The organism is Jannaschia sp. M317, from assembly GCF_025141175.1.
Taxonomy (GTDB): Bacteria; Pseudomonadota; Alphaproteobacteria; order Rhodobacterales; family Rhodobacteraceae; genus Jannaschia.
On the sequence record NZ_CP081155.1, the window covers coordinates 916,205 to 942,106 of the forward strand.

Genomic DNA, 25,902 nt, shown 5'->3' on the forward strand with positions numbered 1-25,902 from the left:
GCCTAGCGCGGTGGCGCGGGCCGGGCAAGGCAGGGAAACCCTACTCCCGGACGGACTGGGCGAATCTGCGGGCCAGCGCCGGGGCCTCGCCCCATTGCCGGGCCGGGGCATAGTCCGCCGGATCGACGCCCGCGCGCGCCAAAAGGGATCCGCCTTCGACGCGCGTTTCGGCCGCCCAGGCCGCGACCTGGGCCTGCGCTTCGGGGCGGGGCATGTCGCGGGCCAGCGCAAAGGTCAGCGCCTCGGCATGGATCAGGTCATTCGTCGCGGCCAGTGTGGCGGCCATGGCGTCGACCTCGACGGTCACGCGGTCCCCGGTCAGCAGCAACAGCGCCTTGCCCGTGGCGGACATCAACTGCGGCAGGGCCAGCCACTCCGCGAACCAGGCCCCGCCGTCGCGTTGATCCGCAGGCGTTGCGGCATGCAGCGTGTGGCACAGGCCGTTGCCATGCAGCGCCAGCGCCCGCACCACCGAGGACGCGATCGGATTGCGTTTCTGCGCCATGGTGGACGACTGACCGCCGCCCATGGTCACAGCCCCCTCGCGCGATAGCAGCAGCAGGTCGCCCGCGATCTTGTCGCAGGCCTGCAGGACCCGATTGGCCCAGCTGGCTAGGGCGTGCAGATGCGATCTGTCGACCTGCGGGCTGTGCCCCGGATCGGCCAGCCCCAAAGCGCGGGCGAGCGCGGAGCGGAGCGCGGGGCCTTCGGGCCCCATGGCCGACAGGGTTCCGGCGGCCCCGTTCAGGGTGACGATACAGACGGCGGCGCGGATGTCCGGCAATTCGGACCGCAGGGCCAGCAACCCGCTGCCCCATGTCGCCACGGCTGCGCCAAAGGTCGTGACCACCGCAGGTTGCCCAAAGGTGCGGGCCAGCATCGGGGTTTCCGCATGGGCTTCGGCCAGATCGGCCAGCTGCGTCAGCAGCGCGTCCAGCCGTCCGTCCAACAGGGTCAGGACCTGACGCAGGCGCAGCGCCAGCGCCGTGTCCACGATGTCCTGCGAATTGGCGGCCCAATGCAGATAGCGGGTGAATTCCGGGGCCTGCGCCTCTTTGCGGAAGGCGGCCAGGAGGGCGGGCACCGGGATGCCGTCGCGCGCGATCTGTGCGGCCAACCCGCCGGGGTCGATCTGCAATTCCATCGTGGCGCGGTGCAGGTAGGTCGCCGCCTCCTGGGGGATCACGCCGGCCTCTCCCTGCACCTTGGCCAATGCGCCCTCGACGATCAGCATGGCGCGCAGCGTCGCGGTGTCGGTGAACAGGCGCGACAGCTCCGCATCAGCGAAGAGGTCGCGGAACATCTGCGAATCCTGCGGGGCGACGGTCATGTTCGGGTCTCCAGCGTGGTCAGGAAATCGGTGAGGTGTCGGGCCAGGATTTCGGGCGCTTCCCAGGGGGCGAAATGACCGGTGCGCGGCAAAAGACGCAAGGACGATCCGGGGATCAGGTCCGCAACTTCCCGCAGCAGGTCGGGGGGCGTCACCCCGTCCTCCGCCCCGGCAAGCGCAAGACAGGGCAGGCGCAGACCGCTGGTGGGCGTGTAGAAATCGCTGCCTGCCATGGCGTCGCAACCGTGGGCATAGGCATCGGGCGCGGTCGCGGCAAGCGCGGCTTGCCAACGTGGCAGGTCAGGATGGGCACGCGCATCGCGGCTGAACCAGCGCGGGGTCATCTGTGCGACAAGCGGGGCCATGCCGCCTGCGCGCACCTGGTCCGCACGGCTGCGCCAGCGGTCGGCGGTTCCGATCCTGGCCGCCGTGCCGATCAGGACAAGAGCGCGGATCAGGTCGGGGCGCTTTACCGCCAGGCCCTGCGCCACCATCCCGCCCAGTCCCAGGCTCACCAGAACGACGGGCGGGCCGGGATCGGCCTCCAACACCGTCTCTGCATCGGACACGAGCGTGCCCATACCGTAGGGCGTGCCCCCGCCCGACCCGCCATGCCCACGCAGATCGTAACGCAGGGCGCGGATCAGGGGCATCGCGGTCAGGACATCGTCCCAAAGGTGCAGATCCGTCGCGAGCGCGTTCACGAACAACAGGCGCGCGCCAGTGCCCGGCCCGTCGCGGCCTATCCGCAAGACGGTGCCGTCGCGCGTGGTGACGCGGTTCACGAGAGGCGCCGGATCAGACGGTTTCGGCGCGCCGTTCCTCGAAGCTCATCTCGATGAAGCTGGGGACATGATCGCCCAGACCGACGACGCGCGATCCGCCATCGTCGCGACCCCGGCCCCGACCGCCACGACGATTGTCTGAGCGGCGGCTGTCGTCACGGGCGGGTTTGTTGCGGGTCTCTTCGACCGGGGCTTCGGCCACGGGCGCGGCTTCTGCGGGGGCAGGTGCGGCGGGCGCGGCCTGCTCCGGCTCTGCGGGTTTGCGCGACCGGGACCGGGTGCGCGACGAGGTGCGCTTCGGCTCCTCCTCTGCGGCTTCGGCGGTCTGGCGGTCGGGACGACTGGGCGGGGCCCAGGGGTTTTCGCCCTTGGGAATGTCGGCTTTGACCAGGCGGGTGATCGCGTCGAGATATTTCTCGTCGGCGGGGGTGGCCAGGGTGTAGGCCGTGCCCAGCTTGCCCGCGCGCCCGGTGCGCCCGATGCGGTGAACATAATCCTCGGCGTGGCTGGGCACGTCGAAGTTGAACACATGGCTCACGTTCGGAATATCCAGACCCCGTGCGGCCACGTCCGAGGCCACGAGGAAGGTGATCGACCCGTCGCGGAACCCGTCGAGCGTGCGCGTGCGGTGCGATTGTTCCAGATCACCGTGGATCGGCTCGGCGTTGTAGCCGTGCTTCTTCAGCGATTTGGCGACGACGTCCACCTCGGTCTTGCGGTTGCAGAAGATGATCGCGTTGCGCAGTGGATTGTCTTCCAGGGCGCGGTCCCGGTCGATGATCGCGCGCAGAATCTCGCGCTTGTCCTTGGAGGCATAGTGTTTGGTCTTGGGGGCATGTTCCACAAGGACCTGCGTGATCGTCGCAGAGGTGGAGTTCTGACGCTCGACCTCGATCTTCTCGGGGTTGGACAGGAACTTGTTGGTGATCCGTTCGATCTCGGGGGCCATGGTGGCCGAGAAGAACAGCGTCTGGCGGGTAAAGGGCGTCATCTCGAAGATACGCTCGATATCGGGGATGAACCCCATGTCCAGCATCCGGTCGGCTTCGTCGATGACCATGATCTCGACACCCGTCAGCAGCAGCTTGCCACGTTCGAAATGGTCGATCAGTCGGCCCGGCGTGGCAATCAGCACGTCGACACCCCGGTCGATCAGCATGTCCTGTTCCTTGAACGACACGCCGCCGATCAACAGGGCCTTTTTCAGGCGCGATCCCTTTGCGTACAGCTCGAAGTTCTCGGCCACCTGCGCGGCAAGTTCGCGGGTCGGGGCCAGCACAAGGCTGCGCGGCATGCGCGCGCGCGCGCGACCCTTGCCCAGACGTGTGATCATCGGAAGCGTGAAGGCTGCCGTCTTGCCGGTGCCGGTCTGGGCGATTCCCAGAACGTCGCGGCCTTCCAGGGCGGGCTTGATGGCCCCCTCCTGAATCGGCGTGGGGGTGGTGTAACCGGTGGCCTCGATGGCCTTGAGAACCTTCGGGTCGAGGTTCAGGTCGGAAAAGCTGGTCATGTGCGTCCTGATTGGGGTCCTTGGCCGAATTGCCGTGACCCGGGGGGTATGGCAGGACGCCTGATGCCGCGCGTCCCTATGTTCATCGGATAGGGTCGGCCCCGTCCGGCAGGCGTCACTTATCAAAACCGTGGCCGGGGGTCAACTTGGGGGCGGGACCGCGCCTGCCTGTGCAGATGCAAGCCCAAACAAAGGTTCATGGGCCTGTCGTTCCGCTGTCGCATCACCATGAAACGCAATGCGCCATCGACCGCCTCTCAACCTGGAAAGGATGCTTTCATGACGCGTACGACCCTTCTCGCCTGCCTTCTTCTGACCGCTGCTCCGCTTGCCGCGCAGGAGATGGTTCCCGCAACCCTTGATGGTCACGCCCTGATCCCCGCCAACACGATGTCCGTTCCGCCCGCGGACGCTCCGCGCGATCTGTGGGTTTCGGGCAAGTTCACCGCCCGCGACGGAATTCGCGCCGACGTCCCCGGTAGCCTGCAACAAGCGACCGGGCTGAACCTGCCGTTTCTTGGCCAGCCGCTGCAGGGGATTTCCGGCTTTGCCGCGACGCGGGACGCCGAGGGCAACCTCTATGCGCTGATCGACAATGGCTTCGGCACCAAGCGCAACAGCCCCGACGCCATGCTTGGCTTTCTGCGGATCGCGCCTGATTTCGCCACCGGCGAGATCGAAATCCGCGAACGTGTCTGGCTGTCCGACCCGGATCGCATCGTGCCGTTCCGCCTGTCCTACGACGCGGGCGACAGCCGCTACCTGACCGGGGGCGACTTCGATCTGGAAGGGATGCAGATCGTGGGCGAGACCGTCTGGATCGGCGATGAATTCGGCCCCTACCTGATCTCTGCCACGCTGGACGGGCGGGTGACCGGGGTCTATCCGACCCGCCTGGGCGAGGTTGAGCTGCGCTCTCCCGATCATCCCGGGCTGATCGTCGGGGCCAAGGCGGGCGTCGACTATACCGTGCCGCGCTCCGGCGGGTACGAGGGGCTGGCCCTGACGCCGTCGGGTGACACGCTCTGGGGGATGCTGGAAAAGCCGCTGATCGCGGAGGACGGTAACGCGGAAGGTGCCTATCTTCGCGTCCTGGCTTTCGACCCCGTGACCCGCGACTGGACGGGGGACAGTTTCAAGTTCGCCCTGACCGAGGGGGCCGTTGCCATCGGTGACTTCAACTTCATCGACGACACCCGTGCGCTGGTGATCGAACGCGACGGCGGGCAGGGCGACCCGAGCCTTTCCTGCGCCGACGGGCAGCAGGACGGCTGTTTCGCAAAACCGGCCCAGGTCAAACGCGTCACCCTGATCGACACCGCCCAGATCGACGCGGACGGGTTTGTCGCCCGCCTGCGGCAGATCGACCTGATGGACATCGCCGACCCGAACGGCACCGCCCGTCTGGAGACCGATGGCGACGTGCCTGCGGGCCGTTTCACCTTCCCCTTCGTGACCATCGAAAGCGTCCTGCGCGACGGCCCGGAGCATATCCTGGTGGGCAACGACAACAATCTGCCGTTCTCGGCGGGGCGGCGTCTGGACCAACCGGATGCGAACGAGATGATCCGTCTGCACGTCCCCGAACTCCTCGCGGATTGACCGATCTTTTGTCCCGGGCGCTTCGGTGCCCGGGACAATCACGGATGCCTTGTGTCAGGTGGTCGTCGCCGAAGGATGCAGCATCGGGCGATAGCCTGCTGCCAGAACCCGGACCGTCATCGGGTTGGTCAGAACCTCGACCGGCCCATGTGGCAAAGGCGACGGCGCGCCGTATCCTCTGGGTCCATACGCCAGCGCGCGGCCGTGGGACACGAGCCAGTCCCGCCCGTCCCGACGAAACATCGCCCCCTCCGGAAGCGCCGTTGCATCCCCTGGGTGGCGCCGCATCTCGCGCGCGCCGGGTTTGGCGCGCAGCGCGTGCAACATCGCGTCGGCCTCTTTCGGGCCGGGCCAGTGACCCGTCGCCCGCGTCCAGGCCTCGGCGAAACGGACATAGTCAGCCCGCCTGCATTCGCCGCAGGGGCGATGACCGGCGGCCAGCGCCACGGCCTCATCCAGAAAGAACAGCGCCGTCCAACGGCCCACAGGCATGATGTCGCGGTGGCGGCCCCGGAACGACAGGGCGCAGCAGACCCAGGCACGGTGCTTCCAGCGGGCCGGGCCGATCACACCGTCCCGGTGCAGAACGCCCCGATTGCCCGTCAGCGTGCCGCGTGCGGGCGTGGCAAGAAAGGTGCCGTCTGGCTGGACCCGGTTCGGTTTTGGCAGGTCAGCCGTCCAGCAAGACGGCGTCGGTCATGACGACGGCCTGCATGGTCGACGGGTCGCGCACCAATTGCAGCATACCACGCAGCGTGGCGTGCTGAGCCTCGTCTGTGACAGGCAGCGGATCGGTCAGGCGCACCTCGATCGCGGTGCCGTGGTCGCCCGATCCGCAGAACGGACACTGGCCCAGGTCGGACACGAGCATGTAATCCCGCGTTTCCGCCTCCCAACCGACGGCGATCAGATAGCCAGAAATCTCAAAGGTATCGACCCCGTTCTCGATCTCTGCCGGGAAGCGTTTGGTCACTGACCAACTGTCGGCGCTCTCGTGCTCGGTCACCTCGATCTGGCCCAGTAGGTGCCAGGCGGGATCGGCTTCGGCCAGGGCGGCAGAGGCGAAGGGCAGGGCAGCGAGGGACAGGGCGACAGGCTTGTGCATCGGAGGCTCCGGCTGGGCAATGGAATCGGGGCGCACCTTTGCGGCAGGCCGCACCTGCGTCAACCTGCCGAACCTTGGGTCAGCGTCGTTCCGCCGAGGCGGCGCGGGCTCAGCCGTCGGTCGTGAGCCGCGCAGCCAGATCCGGGTCTTCGGCGGCTGCCTGTTCGATCCGCGCCTTCATGCCGTCCCGCGTGCCCAGATCGGCCAGAGGATCGGCCAGCAGGCCATCCGCATCCATCGTCAACCCGGCACGGATCGCGTCAAAGGCCAGGTCCGGGTCGGTTTCCATAAGATGATCCATGACGGTGCCGGTCCAGGCATCCGGCGTCTCGGTCCCCGCGTCCTCAGTGCCCAGGTAGGCCAGATAGCGCTCCGCGAACCGCGCCAGCGGCAGGTCGCCGGGGGGCAGGGCCTCTGTGTCGGCGGGCAGGCCGAGGGCGGCGGCGACAGTGGCGCGGGGAATCTGCATGGGGCAACGTCCGATCAGGTCAGGCTACGCGAAAGTGAACCGATAGGCGTAGCGCCGCAAGGCCAGCGTCGGGACGATCCGGGCGGCGGCCTGTACCCGGGGATGGTGATCGGAGCCGACGAGATACCCCCGCACCGCCCCGCCCTCGGCCTCTGCGATATCGGCCATGTAGCCCAGCACCTGTGCCACCGCCTCCGGCCGGGTCGATCCGGCCTTGAGCTCGACCACGACCCATGTTCCATCCTCGGCCCGGCCCAGAATATCGATGAATCCAGAGGCGACCTTCCGCTGTCGTCCGCCGTCCGCAAGGGTCAGGCCGGATTCCAACTGTCCGAGGTCGCGGCGAAGGGCTGCTTCGAGATCGGCCTCCAACCCGAAGGTCAACGCCTCGTCGTCCGGATCGCTGTCCGCCGCGTCACCCTCTTCGACCAACGCCGATACGGGGCCATTTTCCAGCGACTCCCTGAACTTGCGGTAGCTGTTCACCTGAGTGCGATACCACGCGACCTGCGTGCGGATGTCGCCCCTGTGAATATTCATGCGGGTCGGATTGGGCTGTCCTTGCGCGGCGTCCTGCGTTGAATACAGAAATGTCTCCAGCAACGAGGTCAGCCGGTCGCCGTCATAGGCCTGGTCCAGGTCGATGCCATAGGCCTGTTCCACCCGCGCCAGCGCCCGAACGCGCATGTCCCGGGTATTTTCATTGACGGGCTGGGTATCCAGCCAGGTCGTGTAGCGGGCGGTTTGCATCCAGGCCTTCCGAACAGTCAGGGGCGGATGCGGAGCCTAGCGGCCGAAGGGTTAACCCTAGATTAACGCTTCGGCCCGGCCCGGATGGATCACACCATCATCTCCTTCGTCGCGCTCAGCTTGACGTCCGGGTGGTCGCGTTCGATCCGGTCGATATCCCATTGCAGGCGCGTCAGAAAGACCGGGGCACCGTCGTTGTCATGGGCGATATGCTGCGTGTTCTTGGCCACGACACCCTCCACAGCCTCCTTGGAGCCGCTGATCCAGCGGGCGGAGGTGAACTGTGACTGGGAGAAGCTGACCGGCAGACCGTATTCCAACTCGATCCGGCTGGCGAGAACCTCGAATTGCAGGGCACCGACCACGCCCACGATGAAGCCGGAGCCGATGGCGGGCTTGAACACCTTGGCCGCGCCTTCCTCGGCGAATTGCATCAGCGCCTTTTCCAGATGCTTGGCCTTCATCGGGTCGCCTGCGCGCACCCCTTGCAGAAGTTCCGGCGCAAAGCTGGGGATCCCGGTAAAGCGCAGGGTTTCGCCTTCGGTCAGGGCATCGCCGATGCGCAGCTGGCCGTGGTTCGGAATGCCGATGATGTCGCCGGCCCAGGCCTCCTCGGCCAATTCGCGGTCGGCGGCGAGGAACAGGACCGGGTTCGAAATCGCCATCTGCTTCTTGGACCGCACATGCGTCAGCTTCATCCCGCGTTCGAAATGGCCCGACGCGAGACGGACAAAGGCGACGCGGTCGCGGTGCTTGGGGTCCATGTTGGCCTGCACCTTGAAGACGAAACCGGTAACGGTCTTTTCATCGGCGCTGACCTGACGGGGTTCGGCGCGCTGGGGCTGAGGGGGCGGGCCGTATTCGGCGATGCCGCTCATCAATTCCTGCACGCCGAAGCTGTTGATCGCAGACCCGAACCAGATCGGCGTCAGCGTCCCTTCCAGAAAGGCCTGCGCATCCATCGGCGGCAACAGTTCGCGCGCCATCTCCAATTCGTCGCGCAACTGCGCCAGTTGGTCGGCGGGGACGTGCTCGGCCAGTTTCGGATCGTCGAGCCCGCTGATCTTGACCGTCTCGGCCACCTTGTTGCGGTCGGCCCGGTCCATCAGTTCCAGCCGGTCATGCAACAGGTCGTAACACCCGATAAAGTCGCGCCCGACCCCGATGGGCCAGGACGCGGGGGTGACGTCGATGGCCAGGTTCTCCTGGATTTCGTCGATGATCTCGAAGGTGTCGCGGCTTTCGCGGTCCATTTTGTTGCAGAAGGTCAGGATCGGCAGATCACGCAGACGACAGACCTCGAACAGCTTCTGCGTCTGGGATTCCACGCCCTTGGCCCCGTCGATCACCATGACGGCGGCGTCGACGGCGGTGATGGTGCGATAGGTGTCTTCGGAAAAATCGCTGTGACCCGGTGTGTCGACCAGGTTGAAGCGGTATTCATCGGCACCCTGGTGAAAGTCGAAGGACATGGCAGACGCGGAAACGGAGATGCCGCGATCCTGCTCCATCTTCATGAAGTCCGACCGCGTGCGCCGGGCCTCGCCCTTCGCGCGCACCTGACCAGCCATCTGGATCGCGCCTCCATAGAGCAGAAATTTCTCGGTCAGCGTCGTCTTGCCCGCATCCGGGTGAGAGATGATCGCGAAGGTCCGGCGACGCCCGATTTCGGGCGGCAGGTCGGGGCGGTTGGTCTGCGGACCAGCGGAGAGGGCGGTATCGGGCATGGGCGCGATATAGGCGCGGCGCGCGGGCGGGGCAATCGCGCGCGACATTAACCGAATGGTGAGGGTTCAGCGGCTAGCCTGCGGCCCGAACGGATCAGGAGGGTGAGAGATGCGCGCATTCAGATATCAGGCCGAGGCGATCGAATGGGCCGTCATTCGGGCCGCAGGCGCGCTGAACCGCTGCACGGCGCGGCTGCGGGCGGGTCGCCAGACAGGTCCCGGGAATGCCAGAGTTTTCAAAAACTCTGGTCAAATCCTTAGAAGGATTTGACTGCGCCGCTAGTGCACCGGCTCCACCACCGGATCGATCAGGGTCCGGCCGCCATCCACCGTCAAGATCTGCCCGATCATGAAGCCGGAGGCGTCAGAGGCCAGATATTGCACCGTTTCGGCCAGTTCCGACGGCGAAGCGATGCGCCCCATGGGCGTCGCATCCACAATGGATTGCCGTAGCGCGCTGTCCTCGGCGATCCGCACCGTCAGGTTCGACGACATCACCGAGCCCACGGCCAGCCCGTTCACCCGAATGCGTTTTGACGCCAGGAATACCGCCAGCGACCGCGTCGCCTGATCCAGGGCTGCCGCGCTGATCGAATAGGCCAAAAGCTCCGGCTGCGTGCGGCGCCCGGCGATGGAGCCGACGTTGACGATGGTGCCGATGGTCCCTTCGTCGCGGCCGTCTTCTTCGGCTTGGTGAATCATCCGCTTGGCGACCGCCTGGCTTAACCGCAGGGCCGTCATCAGGTTCTGCTCCAGCAACTTGGAGACCGTGTCGTCCTCCGGGTCCAGCGGGTCGGTGACCAGCAACTGCCGCGAGGCATTCACCAGGATATCCACGCGGTCAAAGGCGTCGATCGTCGCAGACAGCAGATTCGCGACGGTCAGCCGTTCGCGCAGATCCCCCGCGAAATACCGCAAATGCCCCGAATCGTCGGTTTGCGCCTCGCCGACCTCGGCCTCCAGGCGGGCTTCGTCCCGGTCCGCGAACATGACGTTCGCGCCCATTTCCGCGAAATGCCGCGCGATGGCCAGTCCGACGCCGTGGGCGGCCCCGGTGACGATGGCGGTCTTGCCCGCAATGCTCAGGGTCATGGCTGTCTCCGCTTGGGGCGCGTGGCCTCGATCACCTTGTAGCCCGAGACGTCGGCGCGCACCACGGACTCGGCAAAAACCTCTGCCAGCGTCGCCTCATAGGGCAGATGCCGGTTTGCCACCATCAACAGCCGTCCGCGCGGTGACAGCAACCGCGCCGCCGCCTGCACAAAGGCACGGCCCAGGGCGGGGTCCGCCTTGCGCGATGTGTGGAACGGCGGGTTGGTCACCACGTAATCGAAGGGGCCGCCGGTCCAGGTGGTGGCGTCCGCCCAGTGGAACGTTGCCCGCGCGTCCGTCACATTGGCCCGCGCACAGTCCAGCGCGGCATGTTCCGCCTCGACCAGGGCGACCTGTCGGACTTTGTCGGAGGCCAGAATCCGTGTCGCCAGATAGCCCCACCCCGCGCCAAGGTCACAGACCTTGCCCGAGACGGCGCCCAGATGCCCGGCCAACAGGGCCGATCCCGGATCGATCCCATCGGCGGAAAAGACCCCCGCTGTCGTCACGAACCCATCGACCCGGCCCGGCACGGCGGCCCAACCCGCGGGCACCGCAGCGGGGGCGGTCACCGCGAAACACTTGCCGTGTGCCTTGGAATAGACCTCGCCCACGGCGCACACCTTCCGCAGCGTCTTCAGCAGCGAATCGATCCCCTCGGATTTTGCGCCGTCGACGATCAACGGCCCGCCGGGCCCGACCATCGCAAAGCCGCGCGCCAGCAGATCCAGCGTCAGCGCCTTGGCCCGCGCTGCAAACACCACGACGGCCGCGGCTGGCCCGGCCTGCTGCGGTGAAACCGCGACCCCGCGCGCGGACAGGGCGTCATGGTCGGGGCAGAACCCGTGCTCTGCCGCGACCCGGTCCAGTGGCAGACCATCCAGATCCAGATCGGCGGGGGGGCGCAAAAGAACGATCCGCCCGGTGTCGGGCAGGATGACGGAACCGCCGGACAGGGCGAGGGACAGGCGGGCGCTCATGGTCAGAGGATTACTCCTCCTTCTCCATGGTGCATTGCAGGGGGTGCTGGTTGCGACGGGCGAAATCCATCACTTGTGCGACCTTCGTTTCGGCGATCTCGTGGCTGAAGACGCCGACCACGGCCAGTCCCTTCTTGTGAACCGTCAGCATGATTTCGACCGCATGGCTGTGCCCGATGCCGAAAAACCGCTCCAATACCAGGACGACGAATTCCATCGGGGTATAGTCGTCGTTCAGCAGCAGCACCTTGTAAAGCGGCGGCTTGGCGGTCTTCGGCTTGACCTTGGTGGCCACGCCGGTATCGCCCTCGCCATCGTCGGGGCGGTCGGCCATCGCGCGGATGGTGCGGGTCTGGTCCGTAAGAAGCATGGTAAATGTCCGGGGTTGGCGTGCAATCCGATGAGGCCCAGTAATATAGCCAAATGGACATCCATTTAAAGAGGGCGCGTGCAGGCACCATGAACGACGTGACGACGATCGGTTTCGATGCCGATGACACCCTGTGGCACAACGAGACGGTTTTCGCCCTCACGCAGGAGAAATTCGCCGACCTTTTGCGCGACCATACAGACCCGGATCACTTGCTGGACCGGCTGTTGGAGGCGGAGCGGAGGAACCTGAAACACTATGGCTTCGGCATCAAGGGTTTCGTCCTGTCGATGATCGAGACCGCCATCGAGGTCACCGACGGCCGCGTGCCCGCACCGATCATCGCCCGCCTGCTGCACGAAGGCCGCGAAATGCTGCGCCACCCTGTCGATCTGTTGCCTGGCGTGGCCGAGACGGTCGCGGCTCTGGCGGGCAGCCACACGCTAGTGCTGATCACCAAGGGCGACTTGCTGGACCAGGAACGCAAGTTGGCCGAAAGCGGGCTCGGAGAGCTTTTCGACGGGATCGAGATCGTCAGCGACAAGACACCCAAGGTCTACACCCGCGCTTTCGACACCTATGGTGACGGCGCGGCGCGGGCCCTGATGGTCGGCAACTCGATGAAGTCCGACGTCCTGCCCGCGTTGGACGCCGGGGCCTGGGGTATCTTTTGTCCGTCGGGTATCGATTGGGCGCTGGAACGGGCGGACCCACCGCAGGACCATCCGCGCTATCGGCAGATCGACCGGCTGTCCGATCTGCCCGCCCTTTTGTCCGTCGTTCAATCGCGATAGCGCCGGGATCAGACCGGAGGACGCCATGACCGAAAAGATCTACAGCAATCTGACACAATTGGGCGGCGACACCCGCCTGCCCGACAGCCCCGACACCGCAGAGCTGGAGCGGGTGCCAAACCCCCAGGCCGATGTCGCCTATGCCGTGCGGTTCACCGCGCCGGAGTTCACGTCGCTTTGCCCGATGACGGGCCAGCCGGACTTTGCCCATCTGGTGATCGACTACGTGCCCGGCGACTGGCTGGTCGAATCCAAATCGCTGAAGCTGTTCCTCGGCGCGTTCCGCAACCACGGCGCATTCCATGAGGATTGCACAATTTCCATCGCGCGCCGGTTGGTGGATTTTCTTGGTCCGCGATGGCTGCGGATCGGCGGCTACTGGTATCCGCGGGGCGGCATCCCGATCGACGTCTTCTGGCAGACGGGCCCCCTGCCTGATGGCATCTGGTTGCCCGATCAAGGCGTCCCGCCCTACCGCGGTCGCGGATGAGCGGAACTTTTCGTTAAGGTTAACGCAGGCCCCCCGTTCCTCTGGCCATAAATACCGCGGGGGGCCGAAGGCGGGGGCAGGGCCCCCTCCAGCGTCTCAGATCAGCATGCCCTCGGCGGTCAGGGTCAGCTTACCGCCCAGCCAGGGGCCCAGCACTTCGGGCAGGCGCACCGACCCGTCCGACTGCTGTCCGTTTTCCAACACGGCGATCAGGCAGCGGCCTACCGCCAGACCGGACCCGTTGAGCGTGTGCACGAAGGCGGGCTTGCCGCCCTCGGTCGGCTTGTACCGGGCGTTCATCCGCCGTGCCTGGAAATCGCCCGTGGTCGAGCAGGACGAGATTTCCCGATAGGTATCCTGCCCCGGCAGCCAAACCTCGATGTCATGGGTCCGCCTTGCGCCAAAACCCATGTCCCCTGTGCACAGAACGACGGTCCGATAGGGCAGGCCCAGCTTTTCCAACAGGCCTTCGGCGCAGCGGGTCATGCGATCCAGCTCTTCGCGGCTCTTGTCGGGATGGGTGACGGAAACCATCTCGACCTTCTCGAACTGGTGCTGGCGCAGCATGCCCGAGGTGTCGCGTCCCGCCGATCCGGCTTCCGACCGGAAGCACAGGGTATGCGCGGTCATCCGGCGCGGCAGGCTTGCCTCGTCCAGGATGTCGCCCGCGACCGAATATGTCAGCGTCACTTCCGACGTGGGGATCAGCCAGAACCCCTCGCGCGTCAGAAAGGAATCGTCGCCGAACTTCGGCAACTTGTCGGTGCCCAGCATCGCCTCGTCGCGCACCAGAACGGGGGTCATGTGTTCGACCAGCCCGTTTTCCTCAGTATGGGTGTCCAGCATGAACTGCGCCAGCGCCCGGTGAATCCGCGCCACCGCGCCCCGCAACAACACGAACCGCGCCCCCGACAGTTTGGCGGCGGTCTCGAAATCCATGCCGGGTTTGACGCCCGCAATCTCGAAATGCTCGACCGGGGTGAAATCCAACGTGGGCGGGGTGCCCCAGCGATTGACCTCGACGTTGTCGGCCTCATCCGCGCCGTCGGGCACGTCGTCATAGGGCAGGTTCGGGATTTCCAGCAGGGCGTCGCGCAGGGCGACGTCCTTTTCGCGGGCCTCTTCCTCCAGTCGGGCGATCTCGGCTTTCTTGTCGGCGATCAGACCGCGCAGACGCTCGAACTCCGCGTCGTCGCCGCGGGCCTTGGCCGCGCCCACCTGTTTGGATGCAGCGTTCCGCTCCGCCAGCGCCGCTTCGGACGCGGTGATGCAGCCCCGCCGCGCCTCGTCCAGGGCCAGCAGATCCGCGGACAGGGGCGACAGGCCGCGACGGGCCAGTGCGGCGTCGAAAGCGGTGGGGTTGTCGCGGATGGCGCGGATGTCGTGCATGGGTCCGTCCTCAGGGTGTGGCGTTGTGGCAAGGGCCATAATCCGAACCGGGGGGCAAAGCCACCCAATCCGCGCGCGCGGGGTCTTCCAACCGGGCCTTGCGCCCCCTAAGTGCCCTCAGTAGGTTCGCCCACGACTTTCTCAGACAGGGGCGCGCCGACCCCAGATAGCCAAGGGATCAGACATGTTCGCAACCCCCGCCTTTGCCCAATCCGCAGGGGGCGCCGCCGGCGCCTTCGGCAGCTTTGTCCCCCTCATCCTGATCTTCGCGATCATGTATTTCCTGCTGATCCGTCCGCAGCAGAAAAAGGTGAAGGAGCATAAGGCCATGGTCGAGGCGCTGCGCCGGGGCGATCAGGTCGTCACCCAGGGCGGCATCGTCGGCAAGGTGTCCAAGGTCAAGGAAGACGGCGAGATCGAGGTCGAAATCGCCGAGGGCGTGAAGGTTCGCGTCATCCGCGGCACCATCGCGCAGGTTCTGTCCAAGACCGAACCGGCGGCCTGACCCATGCTGCAGATCGCGCTGTGGAAGCGTCTGTCGATCCTTCTTGTCTGCGTGATCGGATTGGCGCTGGCCGCGCCGAACCTGTTCTATGGCCCGGTGGAGCGTCATAACGACGCCGCCGACGCCCTGGAACGCGGTGCGATCTCCACGCCCGAGATCGAGGCCGCGCTGGCCGAATGGCCCGATGCCCTGCCGTCGGGCCTGGTGAACCTGGGCCTTGATCTGCGCGGCGGCGCGCATCTGCTGGCCGAAGTGCAACTGCAGGACGTCTACGAAGGCCGCCTCGACGGCTACTGGCCCGATGTCCGCGATACCCTGCGCGGCGTGCGTGAACAGGTCGGCACGATCCGCCGCCAGGACAGCCCGCCCGACGAACTCCGCATTCGCATTTCCCGGCCCGAGGGGTTGCAGGTCGCCGTCGACGCCGTGCGTGATCTGGCCCAGCCCATCGTGTCGCTGACCGGCGTGGGGGAACAGGACATCGACGTGGCCGGCGCGGGCGACATCGTCACCGTGACCCTGTCGGACGCCGAAAAGGCCGCCACCGATGACCGCACCTTGCAGCAATCGCTGGAAATCATCCGCCGTCGCGTCGACGAGGCCGGCACGCGAGAGCCTACGATCCAACGCCAGGGGGCAGACCGCATCCTGATCCAGGTTCCCGGCATCGGCTCTGCGCAGGAATTGAAAGAGCTGATTGGCACCACCGCCAAGCTGACCTTCCACCCGGTCATCAGCCGGTCCGTGGCCGCCGACACCCGCACCGACGGCGATCAGATTGCCCTGCCGGACATGGATGACGCCAGCCGCACGTTGCTGCTGGAACGCTCGCCCGTGGTGACCGGCGACGACCTGGTCGACAGCCAGCCCGGATTTGATCAGAACGGTCGTCCTGCCGTGACCTTCCGTTTCAACCCCTCGGGCGCGCGCAAGTTCGGCGAATACACCTCCGCCAACATCGGGGCCCCCTTCGCCATCGTCCTCGACGACGAAGTGGTGACGGACCCCACGATCCAAAGCGCGATCACCGGCGGGTCCGGGCAGATCACCGGCAACTTCACGGTCGAAGAGGCGAACCGCCTGTCGATCCTGCTGCGCGCCGGGGCCCTGCCCGCCGAGATGACCTTTCTCGAAGAACGCACCATCGGCCCGGAACTGGGCCAGGACAGCATCGACGCGGGGCAGGTCGCCTCTCTGGTGGCGATGGCCGCGGTCGTGGTCTTCATGATTGCAAGCTACGGCTTGTTCGGCGCTTTCGCGACGGTCGCGCTGGGCATCAACGTGGCTTTGATCTTCGGCATCCTGTCGCTGATCGGGGGCACGCTGACCCTGCCGGGCATCGCGGGGATCGTGCTGACCATCGGCATGGCGGTGGACGCCAACGTGCTGGTGTTCGAACGTATCCGCGAAGAGCTCAAGACCGCGCGCGGCCCCGCCCGTGCGATCGAGCTGGGCTACGAACGCGCGCTCAGCGCCATCATCGACGCCAACATCACCACGTTCATCATCGCGGTGATTCTCTTTACCCTCGGCTCCGGCCCGGTGCGCGGCTTTGCGGTCACGCTCGGCATCGGCATCCTGACATCGGTCTTCACCGCGATCTTCGTGACGCGTCTGTTGATCGTGATCTGGTTCGAACGCCGCCGCCCCAAGACGATCGAGGTCTGACATGCGCCTGAGACTGGTTCCCCAGGACACCAACTGGGATTTCATGCGCTATCGCAAGTTCACCTTCGGGGCCTCGGTGGTCGCGATGGTGGGGGCGATTGCGATCTGGCTGATCGTCGGCCTGAACTTCGGCATCGACTTTCTGGGCGGCACCACCATCCGCACCGAAAGCACGGCCTCGGTCGACGTCGCCGCCTACCGCGCCGCGCTGGAACCGTTGGGCCTGGGGGATGTGACCATCACCGAGGTTTTCGACCCCACCTTCGAGGCCGGGCGCAACGTGGCCCAGGTCCGTATCCAGGCGCAGGAAGGGGCCGAGTCGGTTACGCCGGAGGTCATAGCCGGTGTCGAAGCCGCGCTGCAGACCGTGGATCCGTCCATCACGTTCCCATCCGTGGAATCCGTCGGCCCCAAGGTCTCGGGAGAGCTGATCACCACCGCCTTGCTGGCCGTTGGCGCATCGCTCGTGGCGATCCTGTTCTACATCTGGCTGCGGTTTGAATGGCAGTTCTCGGTCGGGGCGATTGCGGCGCTGGTGCATGACGTGGTTCTGACCATCGGCGTTTTCAGCCTGCTGCAGATCCGCTTCGACCTGGCGACCATCGCAGCGATCCTGACGATCATCGGCTATTCGATCAATGATACCGTCGTGATCTTCGACCGCCTGCGTGAGAACCTGATTAAGTTCAAGAAAACGCCGTTGATCGATATCATGAACAAATCGGTGAACGAGACGCTCAGCCGGACCCTGATGACCTCGGGCACGACGCTGCTGGCGTTGGTTGCACTGCTGGTGCTGGGCGGGGATGTGATCCGCGGCTTCGTCTTTGCGATCTTCTGGGGCGTGATCGTGGGCACCTATTCGTCGGTCTACGTGGCCAAGAACGTGGTGCTGATGCTGGGCGTGGACCGCGACCCGAAAAAGCCGTCGGACGCGGGCACGCAGTTCGCCAACATCGACGCCTGAGTCAGAGCGTGTTGGCCAGTGCGACGGTGCTGTTGGACGAGGTCCAGGCGTCGAGGTGCCACCCAAGTTCTGTCGCGATCCGCTCCAACTCGGACGGGTCGGACCCGGTGCCGTTGGGCCGCTCGCGGATCCGCTCCGCATAGGTCAGGCCGACGGCATAGGTCATGTCGGTGAGGGCATTCACCTCTTCTTCGGTGCCCGAGGCGAGCAGGCTGTTCATGTCGTTGACGAAGGCTTCGAGGATGTCGAGATCGGCATCCGACAGGCTCGACACGTCATTGTAGACCGCCTCGTGGAACGCCTGGTCAAAGGGCTGATAGTTCCGCATCGCGGCGGCGAATGTCTCTCCGACGAAACCTTGGGTGCCCATCGTTTCTTCCATGGCGTATTGCTGGCTATGGATGCCCGCGACCAACAGGCCGGACGTCGCCAGGGCCACGCCCGCAGCCGCCGCCGTCAGCACGACCCAATCGACCGTAACGGCCCCATGTTCGGAGCGCAGGAACCCATGACGCAAGCGGGAAAGGGACATGACCGGAAACCTCGTCGACCTGTAAAACGTGCTGCTTTCCCTGACAGATCATTGTGGCGCGGGGGTGTCGGACCGGGGGCGGCAAGGTGCCCGCGTGCGCGTAGACGTCGACAAATCGCGACGATTGTTTCCTGCCGGGCGCTTGACCAGGCACCCGTCCAGGCGGTGCCATGACCGCCTTTCATGATCTTGTCGCCGTCGACCTGCCGCAGCTTGGCTTTCTGATCGCCATTGCCGTTCTGGCCGGCGTCGTGCGCGGCTTTTCGGGCTTCGGGTCTGCCTTGATCTACATCCCTCTCGCAGCTTCGGTCCTGCCGCCGGTCTGGGTGCTGATCACACTGACGCTGATGGATATGATCGGCCCGCTGCCCAATATCCCCCGTGCCTTGCGCGATGGCCGTCCCCGGCAGGTTGCGGCGATCGGGGGCGTCGCGGCGCTGGCGCTGTTGCCCGGGCTATGGCTTCTGGACCGCATGGACGATGGGGTGTTCCGCTGGACCGTCTCGGCGCTCTGCCTTCTGACGGTTATCCTGATGGCTTCCGGTTGGCGGTGGCACGGGCGCATGGGCCCCGGTGTGGTGCTGGGCAGCGGGGCGTTGTCCGGATTTCTGGGCGGTGTGTCCGGGCTGTCCGGGCCGCCCGTTGTTCTGACCTATATGTCGACCGCCCTCCCCGCAGCGGTGATTCGTGCGAATGTCCTGATGTACCTGGTGCTTTGGGACGGTATCCTCATGACGACGCTGGCCGTGCAGGGGCGGCTGTCTGTCGCCCCGCTGGTCCTTGGCGCGGTGCTGATCCTGCCCTATCTGGGGGCCAATGTGATCGGGGCCCGCCTGTTCCGTCCGGAGCGGGAGGGGATCTACCGCATCACTGCCTATGTCATCATCACCGGGGCCGCGCTCATGGCCCTGCCGATCTGGAGCGGATCATGAACCTGACCGAAGTGACCTTTGACGACGCGCGCCCCTTTGACGGCTATGGTCCCGGCTTCTTCCGCATCGGCGGTGACGTGGCCAAGGGGGCGCTGGTCCTGCATCCTGGCGGTGTCGCGCCCTGGGGCGGCTACGCGGACGTGGCCACGCTGACGGCGCTGGCCGGTGACATCGATGTCATCTTCATCGGCACCGGGGCAGAAATCGCGCACGCCCCCGCTGCCCTGCGCGACGCCGTCGAAGCTGCGGGCCTGGGGTTGGAGGTGATGAACACCCCCGCCGCCTGCCGGACCTATAACGTCCTTGTGGGCGAAGGCCGCCGCGTCGCCGCAGCGGTCCTGCCCGTCGACTAGAACGTGTCGATTGCGGGCACCGTATAGCCCAGACCGGAACTGATCCGCGACAGGTCCGCCGCGTTATAGCCGGTGCCGGTCGGCCGTGTTTCACCCGCGTTGTCGTAGGCGATGTTCACCACCACATCGAGATCGTTTGCCAGGCCCACCGCGTCCGGATCGCTGCCGTCGCCGATCATTCCGTTCATCGCGTTGGAAAAGGCCGCCAGTTCGGCCCGGTCCGTTCCGTCCAGCGCCGCGACACCGCGCAGCAAGGTCTCGAACCCGGCGACGTCATGGGGCGCATAGCCAAAGCCGGTGCGCAGCCGCACCAGGACCGACGGCGCGTTCATCGCGTCGTTGATGTCGTTCACGGCTTCTTCGGTGCCGCCCGCCACAAGGGTCATCGTCGCCAGGACAAGCCCCGTTGCCGCAGCCGTCAGCACCACCCAGTCAACGGTTACGGCACCGTGCTCGTCTGTCACAAAGGTCGAAATGAACATGGTAGGGACTCAATTTGCTGAAAATTGAGTCCCAGTAATAGCGGTCTTCAATGGCGGAAATGCGGCCGGTTCAACGCGAAGCTGGCAACAATAACCCCTACCAGTGGCCAGTGTTTCCCATGGAGGCCCAGGGCTCCTGCGGGGGCTTGCTCTCCCCCATCTGCAGCAGCTCGATCGAGATGTTGTCGGGGCTGCGCACAAAGGCCATGTGCCCGTCGCGCGGCGGCCGGTTGATCGTGATGCCTGCGTCCATCAGCTCCTGGCACAGCGCATAGATATCTTCGACCCGATAGGCGATATGGCCAAAATGGCGGCTGTCATTGGGCAGCGCGTCGTCCCCGTCCCAATTGTAGGTCAGCTCCAGATCGGCGTGGCCATCTGCCTGGTCCGGGGGGCAGAGGAAAACGTTGGTATAGCGCCCCGCCTCACTTTCGGTGCGGTGACGCTCGATCAGGCCCAGACGTTTGTAGAACGCCAGCGAGACGTCCAGATCCTTCACGCGGACCATGAGGTGACGATAGCTGATTTTCATTTCGGGTCTCCGGTTTGCGATGTTGCCCGGACCCTATCCCTTGTGTCCGCGGCGGCAACCCCCGGCGAATGGGCCCTCTCGAATCCCCCATGGTCACCGTCGCGACATCGACCCTGATCAACAGGCTTGGGGCGGCGGATCCTCCAAGGGATGATGCCATCCACCGCCCCCAAGGCTCGGCCCACCAACAGGACCCGTCTGCCTTAGGGGTGCCACCTTGGGCCCAAACGCGCCCGCGCGCCGCGACCGTCCTGCCGGGGGTGGGGCGCAGCTGCCCGGTCGGGGCTTCGCAGGGGCGGTGCCGTCTTCGGTTCCGACGGCCCAGGTGCCCACGACATGTTGCGTCCCCCCGTCCCGGCAAGGCACCATAGGCCCAACCTTCGAATCCCGGAATCCTACTCATGCCCCTGACGCCAGAGCAACAAGCCGACATCGACGCACAACGCGCGCAGTCCCACACGACCCGCCGCGCCACCGTGCCGGGGATGGAGGCACATCTTTACACGGCGCAAACCGTGCTGGATCACGGCTTCGTCCGGGTCATCGACTACATGGGCGACGACAGCGCCATCACCCAGGCCGCCCGCGTCAGCTATGGGCGCGGCACCAAGGCGGTCAGCAACGACGAAGGGCTGATCCGCTACCTGATGCGGCACTGGCATTCGACCCCCTTCGAGATGTGCGAGATCAAGCTGCACGTGAAGCTGCCTGTCTTCGTGGCCCGCCAGTGGATTCGCCACCGCACCGCCAACGTCAACGAATACTCCGCCCGCTATTCGATCCTGGATCGGGAGTTTTATATCCCCGCCCTGGACGATCTGGCGGCGCAATCGACGACCAACAACCAGGGTCGGGGCGAGGCGCTTTCAGGCGAGGAGGCGCAGCGCGTCCTAGACTGGTTACGCGACGACAGCACCCGCGCCTACGACCACTACGAGGCGATGATTTCCGACGAAGGGCAACAGGGACTGGCGCGCGAACTGGCCCGCATGAACCTGCCCGCGAATATCTATACGCAATGGTACTGGAAAGTTGACCTCCACAATCTGTTCCACTTCCTCCGCCTGCGCGCTGACGCCCACGCCCAGATGGAAATCCGAGTCTACGCGGAAAAGATTTGCGAAATCGTTAAGGACTGGGTCCCCCACGCCTATTCCGCCTTCGAAGACTACCGGTTGGGCGGTGCCCAGCTGTCTGCCCGGGGGGTTGACTGCGTCCGCCGGATGCTGGCTGGCGAGGAGGTGACGCAGGAGACGAGTGGCATGTCTAAGGGGGAATGGCGGGAGTTTATGGGGTTGGTGGGGTGAAGAAGCTATGGATAAGCCATGCATGGGCTGACAATTCGAACCAGAGCTTCGACTACCTTGTCCAGGAACTCGAAGAGACTGGACTTGAGGTTATATATGATGACGTAGTAATTCCAACCGGCCAGTCTTTATGGTCGGTAATTGACAATACAATCGTGTGGTCAGATATTGATGGCCTCGCCTTAGTTGTGACAAAAGCGAGCCTCGCCAGTCACGCGGTTCAGCTCGAGCTAGATATGTTCGTTCGGCGCCTGCTTGCAGATTACCAATTCCCAATATTTGGTATCCTTGCTGAGGGAATTGATTATTCAGAGATTCCGTCGATATTGGCCACAAGGAATTGCGTTAGTCTTGAATCCGATGATTGGCGAGAGAGAATAAAGGCAGGCCTTAGTGGGGAGGCTGCAACTACTAGCAGAGAACGAGTTCACCCAATATTCTATTCGATTGACCCTCTTGGGGCGGTATGTGAGTTCCATCCAAGAGTTGGGTCCTTGTCTTCATTCTTTGTTGCTTACGATCAAAATGAAGTTCGGGGTGGCGGCGCGAGCCTAATCGGTTGGCGCGCACCGTTTTCTGGTCCTCGAGGCAGCGCACCAGTTTCCGCACGTTCTTTTAGGAATGCGAAACGCATAAACAGAGACGGATGGGTGATTTTCGAAGTTGGAGAGAGTTTGCCGTATGGGCAAAGTGCCTTTTTTGAAATTGCACCAACGTCGACAATTATGCGTTTCGGCGGACGGCTCGCGACTGGAGAATTAAAGTATGTTGAAGTCAGAAGGAAATGAGAATTATTGGTTTAGATCACCCGACGCAAGCGGTTGATATTCTAAAACCGATCCCTAACCGCCCCCCAAACCATCCCCGCCTGCGCCGCCCAGGGCCCCAACCAGCGCCCTCCAGGCAAGGCTGGCACCGGCAGGCGTGACAGCACCTCGAACCGCGCCCGCTCGCCCCGCATCGCCTCTACCGCGACCTTCCCGAACAGCGTCGACAGCGCCAGCCCGTGGCCCGAATATCCGCCCGCCGAGAACACGCCCGGGCGGACTTCTGCCAGGTAGGGCAGGCGCGTGGCCGTCACCGCCAGCGTCCCGCCCCAGGCGTGGGTGAAGCGGACGTCGCGTAGCTCCGGGTAGACGCATGACAGGTTGCGCCGGACCCGGGCCGCGATGTCGGTGGGGAAGCGTTTGCCGTAGCTTTCGCCCCCGCCGTAGACCAGCCGCCCGTCCCGCGTCTGCCAGAAATAATTTACCACAAAACGTGAATCCGCCACCGCAGGCATACCCCGTTTTGTATCAAAAGGCGGGTTTTCCAGCGGCTCCGTCACCGCGATGAAGTTGTTGATCGGAAGCACCCGCGCCGCCGTCTTGCCCGTCAGATGCGGCGCGTAGCCGTTCGTCGCCTGCAACACGAACCGCGCCCGAACCCGCCCGTGGGCCGTCGCCACGGTGTCGCCGATATGGTGCACCTCGGAGGTCTCGTGGATCGAAACGCCTGCGTTTACAGCGGCTTGCGCCAGGCCTAGCACATAAGCCAACGGGTTGCAGTAGTGCGCCGACGGGTCCAGCACCCCCCCGGCGTAGGCCCTGGTCCCGATACAGGCAGAAACCTCCGCTTGATCAAGCACTTGCAGGTCAGTCCCGTAGGTCACGTTCATCCACGCGGCCTTCTTCCGGGCATCCCGCGCCTCGGGCTCCGACAGGCTGACCGACAGGATGCCGGGACGCGGATCCGCCAAGGGCGCGTGAGCGGAAATGAGTTTTTGCGTCAAGGACTTGGCCTCTTCCGCCAAGGTCCAGAGCGCTCGCGCATCGGTGCCCAGGTCGGCCTGGCTCCAGTTGAAACCGGACCCGATCTGACCTCCGTTGCGACCCGAGGCCCCCCAGCCAACGCGCTGTGCCTCCAGCAGCGTGACCGACAGGCCCGCCTGCGCCGCATGCAGCGCCGCCGAAAGCCCCGTCAGCCCGCCACCAATGACGCAGAGGTCGACGTCGTGATGTCCCTCAAGCCGTGGAAAAGGCGAGGGAAATGCAACGTCCTCTGCGTACCAGGTCCGGGGCCAGACGCCCCGGTCGCCGTTCGCATGCAGCCAGCTAGACATTCAGCAGCAGATGCTCCCGCTCCCAGGGCGAGATGACCTGCAGGAAAGCACCGTATTCCATGCGTTTGACCGCTGCGTAGACGCGCGCAAAATCGGGGTGCAGCACCTCGTGGATCTCGGTCGCTTCTTCGAACAGGTCCAGCGCTTCGGACAGGTGCGAGGGGATGCCATCCGCGCTGTTGTAGGCGTCGCCGGTGAACTGCGGGGCGGGGTCTATCTTGTTGACAAGACCCAGATATCCGCAGGCGAGCGAGGCCGCGATGCCCAGATAGGGGTTGCAGTCCATGCCCGCGATGCGGTTCTCGATGCGCTTGGCTTCCGGTTCTGACACCGGTACGCGCAGCCCGGTCGTCCGATTGTCACGCCCCCATTCCAGATTGATCGGCGCGGCGAAGTCGCGAACATAGCGGCGATAGCTGTTCACGTAGGGGGCCAGCAGGGCAATAACCGACGGCAGGTGCGTCTGCATCCCGCCGATAAAGTGCATGAATTCATCGGTTTCCGTGCCGTCGCCGCCGTCGAACAGGTTTCGGCCCGTGGCACGGTCGACGACCGAATGGTGCATGTGCATGGCCGATCCGGGTTCATCCTGGATGGGCTTGGCCATGAAGGTGGCATAGCAGTCGTGGCGCAGGGCGGCTTCACGGATCAAGCGTTTGAAATAGAAGATCTCATCGGCCAGCTTGACGGGGTCGCCGTGGCGCATGTTCATCTCTACCTGGCCGGACCCGCCCTCCTGCAGGATGCCGTCGATCTCCAACCCCATGGCTTCGGCATAGTCGTAGATGTCGTCGATCACGGGGCCGTATTCGTCCACGGCTGACATGGAATAGGCCTGCCGCCCCGCTGCCCGTCTGCCGGACCGGCCCATCGGGGGCTCGACCGGTTTGGATGGATCGGTGTTGCGGGCGACAAGATAGAACTCCATCTCCGGGGCGACGACCGGCTCCCAACCGCGCGCATGGTAAAGATCGACGACCCTTTTCAAAACGTTGCGCGGAGCGGTGTGGACCGGATCCCCGGCCTGATCGTGCATGTCGTGGATGACCTGCATGGTCCAGTCAGCCGTCCAGGGCGCGGCGCAGGCGGTTTCGAAATCCGGGGTCAGGATCATGTCCGGCTCAAGGAAGGCGGTGTCGCCGTCCTCGGCCCAATCGCCGGTGATGGTCTGCTGAAAGATGGAGTTGGGCAGGTAGAACCGGGCCTGTTTGGCGAATTTGGCTGCGGGCATGGCCTTGCCGCGCGCAATGCCGGACAGGTCGGCCACGATGCATTCAACTTCGTCCAGGCGTCGCCCGTCCAGATAGGCGCGGGCATGGTCCGGGATCTGTGACAGCCAGTCAGACATGGACCACCCGTGTCTTGAGAAAGCGCGCGATGGCGTCGCCCATCCGGTCGGATTGGACCGGCAATGCGATGTCGCGGCTTGCCTGGTCCATCCGGTCGTCGGGGTAGGTGCCGGTCCCGCGCCGTCGGTGAACCAGGTCGCCGATCAGGCGGTTCTGGAATTCCGGATGGGCCTGCACGGTAAATGCGCGGGTGCCGTAGACGAGCATCGCGTTCTCGCAGAAATCGTTCTGCGCCAGTCGTTTGGCATCGGTCGGCAAGGTGATGACCTGATCCTGATGCCAGGCGTTGAGTGCGATGGGATCTGCCCCTTCGATGGCATAATCCCGGCGACCGACCGACCAGCCGCCATCGAACTTGACGACTGTGCCGCCCAAGGCGCGCGCGATGATCTGGTGGCCAAAGCAGATGCCGACCAACGGGCGATCGGCGGCATAGATGTCGCGGACGAACTGTTCCAGCGGCGCGATAAAGGCGTGGTCCTCGTAGACCCCGTGCCTGGACCCGCTGACGATCCAGGCATCGGCGGCAAGGGCGGTTTCAGGAAAGGCCATGCCCTCCACGTCCCAGCTTTGAAAGGTGAAGCCGTGGCCATCGAGGAGGCGGGCGAACATGGCGTCGTAGTCGCCATGAACCGGTTGCAGGGGGTCGAGCAGGTGCCCGCACATGAGGATGCCGATATGCATGGGGTTTTCCAGTTGGGATTGTGGCGACGCTAGGCGCGGCGCGCGGGCTGGGCAAGGTGCTTGCACATGTCTCGGCCGTTGGCCATGCTCTCTCAAG

General features: G+C 65.1%; 28 protein-coding genes. 10 read left to right on the forward strand and 18 right to left on the reverse strand.

What is annotated here, in order from left to right; translation table 11 throughout:
* Positions 1–40: 40 nt before the first annotated feature.
* From K3551_RS04830 to K3551_RS04840, 3 genes are read right to left on the reverse strand one after another with little or no spacing between them, the layout of a single operon-like run.
* Complete coding sequence (locus K3551_RS04830) at positions 41–1,330, reverse strand: lyase family protein (RefSeq protein ID WP_259918145.1); 1,290 nt, start codon at positions 1,328–1,330, stop codon at positions 41–43.
* Positions 1,327–2,115: an alpha/beta fold hydrolase gene (locus tag K3551_RS04835; RefSeq protein WP_259918147.1), complete on the reverse strand. Its 789-nt coding sequence runs from the start codon at positions 2,113–2,115 to the stop codon at positions 1,327–1,329. The genes K3551_RS04830 and K3551_RS04835 overlap by 4 nt, the downstream gene beginning before the upstream one ends.
* 13 nt (positions 2,116–2,128) lie before the next feature.
* Positions 2,129–3,625 carry a DEAD/DEAH box helicase gene (locus tag K3551_RS04840; protein WP_259918148.1) on the reverse strand — a complete coding sequence of 499 codons (1,497 nt, stop codon included), beginning with the start codon at positions 3,623–3,625 and terminating at the stop codon, positions 2,129–2,131.
* Between the two features lie 279 nt (positions 3,626–3,904).
* Between K3551_RS04840 and K3551_RS04845 the strand changes: the two genes are divergently transcribed.
* Entirely contained in the window at positions 3,905–5,227 is a 1,323-nt protein-coding gene (locus tag K3551_RS04845; RefSeq protein ID WP_259918149.1) for an esterase-like activity of phytase family protein, read from the forward strand.
* Between the two features lie 54 nt (positions 5,228–5,281).
* Here K3551_RS04845 and K3551_RS04850 read toward each other — a convergent pair whose 3' ends face one another.
* The 8 genes from K3551_RS04850 to clpS form a co-directional block, all read right to left on the reverse strand.
* Complete coding sequence (locus K3551_RS04850) at positions 5,282–5,797, reverse strand: hypothetical protein (protein ID WP_259918150.1); 516 nt, start codon at positions 5,795–5,797, stop codon at positions 5,282–5,284.
* A 100-nt stretch (positions 5,798–5,897) separates the two neighbouring features.
* Positions 5,898–6,332, reverse strand: a complete 435-nt coding sequence (locus K3551_RS04855) for a hypothetical protein (protein WP_259918151.1) — start codon at positions 6,330–6,332, stop codon at positions 5,898–5,900.
* A 109-nt stretch (positions 6,333–6,441) separates the two neighbouring features.
* Positions 6,442–6,801, reverse strand: coding sequence for a hypothetical protein (locus K3551_RS04860; protein ID WP_259918153.1), 360 nt, complete (start codon positions 6,799–6,801; stop codon positions 6,442–6,444).
* 24 nt (positions 6,802–6,825) lie between these two features.
* The gene (locus K3551_RS04865; protein ID WP_259918154.1) at positions 6,826–7,551 is read right to left on the reverse strand and encodes an endonuclease NucS domain-containing protein; all 726 of its coding nucleotides are present in this window, start codon (positions 7,549–7,551) and stop codon (positions 6,826–6,828) included.
* 89 nt (positions 7,552–7,640) lie between these two features.
* Entirely contained in the window at positions 7,641–9,278 is a 1,638-nt protein-coding gene (locus K3551_RS04870) for a peptide chain release factor 3 (RefSeq protein ID WP_259919480.1), read from the reverse strand.
* Between the two features lie 279 nt (positions 9,279–9,557).
* Entirely contained in the window at positions 9,558–10,370 is an 813-nt protein-coding gene (locus tag K3551_RS04875; RefSeq protein ID WP_259918156.1) for an SDR family NAD(P)-dependent oxidoreductase, read from the reverse strand.
* Entirely contained in the window at positions 10,367–11,350 is a 984-nt protein-coding gene (locus tag K3551_RS04880) for a class I SAM-dependent methyltransferase (protein ID WP_259918157.1), read from the reverse strand. Before K3551_RS04880 ends, K3551_RS04875 begins: the two co-directional genes overlap by 4 nt.
* A 10-nt stretch (positions 11,351–11,360) precedes the next feature.
* Positions 11,361–11,720: an ATP-dependent Clp protease adapter ClpS gene (clpS, locus tag K3551_RS04885; RefSeq protein WP_259918158.1), complete on the reverse strand. Its 360-nt coding sequence runs from the start codon at positions 11,718–11,720 to the stop codon at positions 11,361–11,363.
* Positions 11,721–11,809: 89 nt separating this feature from the next.
* Between clpS and K3551_RS04890 the strand changes: the two genes are divergently transcribed.
* Together K3551_RS04890 and queF are read left to right on the forward strand one after the other, a co-directional pair.
* Entirely contained in the window at positions 11,810–12,514 is a 705-nt protein-coding gene (locus tag K3551_RS04890; protein WP_259918159.1) for an HAD family hydrolase, read from the forward strand.
* Between the two features lie 25 nt (positions 12,515–12,539).
* Positions 12,540–13,004 (forward strand): preQ(1) synthase, encoded by a 465-nt coding sequence (gene queF / locus K3551_RS04895; RefSeq protein ID WP_259918161.1) that lies wholly within the window; start codon positions 12,540–12,542, stop codon positions 13,002–13,004.
* A gap of 96 nt (positions 13,005–13,100) precedes the next feature.
* Here queF and serS read toward each other — a convergent pair whose 3' ends face one another.
* The gene (gene serS / locus K3551_RS04900) at positions 13,101–14,393 is read right to left on the reverse strand and encodes a serine--tRNA ligase (protein ID WP_259918163.1); all 1,293 of its coding nucleotides are present in this window, start codon (positions 14,391–14,393) and stop codon (positions 13,101–13,103) included.
* 184 nt (positions 14,394–14,577) lie between these two features.
* On the opposite strand from serS, the gene yajC reads away from it, so the two are divergent.
* From yajC to secF, 3 genes are read left to right on the forward strand one after another with little or no spacing between them, the layout of a single operon-like run.
* Positions 14,578–14,898, forward strand: a complete 321-nt coding sequence (gene yajC / locus K3551_RS04905; protein WP_259918165.1) for a preprotein translocase subunit YajC — start codon at positions 14,578–14,580, stop codon at positions 14,896–14,898.
* Positions 14,899–14,901: 3 nt separating this feature from the next.
* Entirely contained in the window at positions 14,902–16,566 is a 1,665-nt protein-coding gene (gene secD / locus K3551_RS04910; RefSeq protein WP_259918167.1) for a protein translocase subunit SecD, read from the forward strand.
* 1 nt (position 16,567) lies between these two features.
* On the forward strand, positions 16,568–17,533 hold the full coding sequence (gene secF / locus K3551_RS04915) for a protein translocase subunit SecF (RefSeq protein ID WP_259918169.1): 966 nt from the start codon (positions 16,568–16,570) through the stop codon (positions 17,531–17,533).
* Position 17,534: 1 nt separating this feature from the next.
* On the opposite strand, the gene K3551_RS04920 is transcribed toward secF, so the two are convergent.
* A complete protein-coding gene (locus K3551_RS04920) occupies positions 17,535–18,065 on the reverse strand; it encodes a hypothetical protein (protein ID WP_259918171.1) in 531 nt (176 codons plus the stop codon).
* A gap of 170 nt (positions 18,066–18,235) precedes the next feature.
* Here K3551_RS04920 and K3551_RS04925 point away from each other — a divergent pair, with 170 nt between their 5' ends.
* Positions 18,236–18,997, forward strand: coding sequence for a sulfite exporter TauE/SafE family protein (locus K3551_RS04925; protein WP_259918172.1), 762 nt, complete (start codon positions 18,236–18,238; stop codon positions 18,995–18,997).
* The gene (locus K3551_RS04930) at positions 18,994–19,350 is read left to right on the forward strand and encodes an Mth938-like domain-containing protein (RefSeq protein ID WP_259918173.1); all 357 of its coding nucleotides are present in this window, start codon (positions 18,994–18,996) and stop codon (positions 19,348–19,350) included. Before K3551_RS04925 ends, K3551_RS04930 begins: the two co-directional genes overlap by 4 nt.
* Here K3551_RS04930 and K3551_RS04935 read toward each other — a convergent pair.
* A complete protein-coding gene (locus tag K3551_RS04935; RefSeq protein ID WP_259918175.1) occupies positions 19,347–19,832 on the reverse strand; it encodes a hypothetical protein in 486 nt (161 codons plus the stop codon). The two genes, K3551_RS04930 and K3551_RS04935, sit on opposite strands and share 4 nt — an antisense overlap.
* Positions 19,833–19,929: 97 nt before the next feature.
* Positions 19,930–20,364 (reverse strand): VOC family protein, encoded by a 435-nt coding sequence (locus K3551_RS04940; RefSeq protein WP_259918176.1) that lies wholly within the window; start codon positions 20,362–20,364, stop codon positions 19,930–19,932.
* Positions 20,365–20,765: 401 nt separating this feature from the next.
* Between K3551_RS04940 and thyX the strand changes: the two genes are divergently transcribed.
* Both thyX and K3551_RS04950 read left to right on the forward strand, forming a co-directional pair.
* Positions 20,766–21,671, forward strand: coding sequence for an FAD-dependent thymidylate synthase (gene thyX, locus K3551_RS04945; protein ID WP_259918178.1), 906 nt, complete (start codon positions 20,766–20,768; stop codon positions 21,669–21,671).
* On the forward strand, positions 21,641–22,459 hold the full coding sequence (locus K3551_RS04950) for a toll/interleukin-1 receptor domain-containing protein (RefSeq protein WP_259918179.1): 819 nt from the start codon (positions 21,641–21,643) through the stop codon (positions 22,457–22,459). Before thyX ends, K3551_RS04950 begins: the two co-directional genes overlap by 31 nt.
* Positions 22,460–22,500: 41 nt before the next feature.
* Here K3551_RS04950 and K3551_RS04955 read toward each other — a convergent pair whose 3' ends face one another.
* The 3 genes from K3551_RS04955 to K3551_RS04965 are packed head-to-tail and all read right to left on the reverse strand — an operon-like array spanning position 22,501 to position 25,805.
* Positions 22,501–23,772 carry an FAD-binding oxidoreductase gene (locus tag K3551_RS04955; RefSeq protein WP_259918181.1) on the reverse strand — a complete coding sequence of 424 codons (1,272 nt, stop codon included), beginning with the start codon at positions 23,770–23,772 and terminating at the stop codon, positions 22,501–22,503.
* Complete coding sequence (locus K3551_RS04960) at positions 23,765–25,120, reverse strand: glutamine synthetase family protein (protein WP_259918183.1); 1,356 nt, start codon at positions 25,118–25,120, stop codon at positions 23,765–23,767. Before K3551_RS04960 ends, K3551_RS04955 begins: the two co-directional genes overlap by 8 nt.
* Complete coding sequence (locus K3551_RS04965) at positions 25,113–25,805, reverse strand: type 1 glutamine amidotransferase (protein ID WP_259918185.1); 693 nt, start codon at positions 25,803–25,805, stop codon at positions 25,113–25,115. Before K3551_RS04965 ends, K3551_RS04960 begins: the two co-directional genes overlap by 8 nt.
* Positions 25,806–25,902: the final 97 nt, after the last annotated feature.

What these genes read in the sequence shown, in the direction of transcription:
- K3551_RS04830 (WP_259918145.1), bottom strand. Translation starts at nt 1,330, where the DNA reads ATGACCGTCGCCCCGCAGGATTCGCAGATGTTCCGCGACCTCTTCGCT.
- K3551_RS04840 (WP_259918148.1), bottom strand. Translation starts at nt 3,625, where the DNA reads ATGACCAGCTTTTCCGACCTGAACCTCGACCCGAAGGTTCTCAAGGCC.
- K3551_RS04845 (WP_259918149.1), top strand. Translation starts at nt 3,905, where the DNA reads ATGACGCGTACGACCCTTCTCGCCTGCCTTCTTCTGACCGCTGCTCCG.
- K3551_RS04855 (WP_259918151.1), bottom strand. Translation starts at nt 6,332, where the DNA reads ATGCACAAGCCTGTCGCCCTGTCCCTCGCTGCCCTGCCCTTCGCCTCT.
- K3551_RS04860 (WP_259918153.1), bottom strand. Translation starts at nt 6,801, where the DNA reads ATGCAGATTCCCCGCGCCACTGTCGCCGCCGCCCTCGGCCTGCCCGCC.
- K3551_RS04865 (WP_259918154.1), bottom strand. Translation starts at nt 7,551, where the DNA reads ATGCAAACCGCCCGCTACACGACCTGGCTGGATACCCAGCCCGTCAAT.
- K3551_RS04870 (WP_259919480.1), bottom strand. Translation starts at nt 9,278, where the DNA reads ATGCCCGATACCGCCCTCTCCGCTGGTCCGCAGACCAACCGCCCCGAC.
- K3551_RS04875 (WP_259918156.1), bottom strand. Translation starts at nt 10,370, where the DNA reads ATGACCCTGAGCATTGCGGGCAAGACCGCCATCGTCACCGGGGCCGCC.
- K3551_RS04880 (WP_259918157.1), bottom strand. Translation starts at nt 11,350, where the DNA reads ATGAGCGCCCGCCTGTCCCTCGCCCTGTCCGGCGGTTCCGTCATCCTG.
- clpS (WP_259918158.1), bottom strand. Translation starts at nt 11,720, where the DNA reads ATGCTTCTTACGGACCAGACCCGCACCATCCGCGCGATGGCCGACCGC.
- K3551_RS04890 (WP_259918159.1), top strand. Translation starts at nt 11,810, where the DNA reads ATGAACGACGTGACGACGATCGGTTTCGATGCCGATGACACCCTGTGG.
- queF (WP_259918161.1), top strand. Translation starts at nt 12,540, where the DNA reads ATGACCGAAAAGATCTACAGCAATCTGACACAATTGGGCGGCGACACC.
- serS (WP_259918163.1), bottom strand. Translation starts at nt 14,393, where the DNA reads ATGCACGACATCCGCGCCATCCGCGACAACCCCACCGCTTTCGACGCC.
- yajC (WP_259918165.1), top strand. Translation starts at nt 14,578, where the DNA reads ATGTTCGCAACCCCCGCCTTTGCCCAATCCGCAGGGGGCGCCGCCGGC.
- secD (WP_259918167.1), top strand. Translation starts at nt 14,902, where the DNA reads ATGCTGCAGATCGCGCTGTGGAAGCGTCTGTCGATCCTTCTTGTCTGC.
- secF (WP_259918169.1), top strand. Translation starts at nt 16,568, where the DNA reads ATGCGCCTGAGACTGGTTCCCCAGGACACCAACTGGGATTTCATGCGC.
- K3551_RS04920 (WP_259918171.1), bottom strand. Translation starts at nt 18,065, where the DNA reads ATGTCCCTTTCCCGCTTGCGTCATGGGTTCCTGCGCTCCGAACATGGG.
- K3551_RS04925 (WP_259918172.1), top strand. Translation starts at nt 18,236, where the DNA reads ATGACCGCCTTTCATGATCTTGTCGCCGTCGACCTGCCGCAGCTTGGC.
- K3551_RS04930 (WP_259918173.1), top strand. Translation starts at nt 18,994, where the DNA reads ATGAACCTGACCGAAGTGACCTTTGACGACGCGCGCCCCTTTGACGGC.
- K3551_RS04935 (WP_259918175.1), bottom strand. Translation starts at nt 19,832, where the DNA reads ATGTTCATTTCGACCTTTGTGACAGACGAGCACGGTGCCGTAACCGTT.
- K3551_RS04940 (WP_259918176.1), bottom strand. Translation starts at nt 20,364, where the DNA reads ATGAAAATCAGCTATCGTCACCTCATGGTCCGCGTGAAGGATCTGGAC.
- thyX (WP_259918178.1), top strand. Translation starts at nt 20,766, where the DNA reads ATGCCCCTGACGCCAGAGCAACAAGCCGACATCGACGCACAACGCGCG.
- K3551_RS04950 (WP_259918179.1), top strand. Translation starts at nt 21,641, where the DNA reads ATGGCGGGAGTTTATGGGGTTGGTGGGGTGAAGAAGCTATGGATAAGC.
- K3551_RS04955 (WP_259918181.1), bottom strand. Translation starts at nt 23,772, where the DNA reads ATGTCTAGCTGGCTGCATGCGAACGGCGACCGGGGCGTCTGGCCCCGG.
- K3551_RS04960 (WP_259918183.1), bottom strand. Translation starts at nt 25,120, where the DNA reads ATGTCTGACTGGCTGTCACAGATCCCGGACCATGCCCGCGCCTATCTG.
- K3551_RS04965 (WP_259918185.1), bottom strand. Translation starts at nt 25,805, where the DNA reads ATGCATATCGGCATCCTCATGTGCGGGCACCTGCTCGACCCCCTGCAA.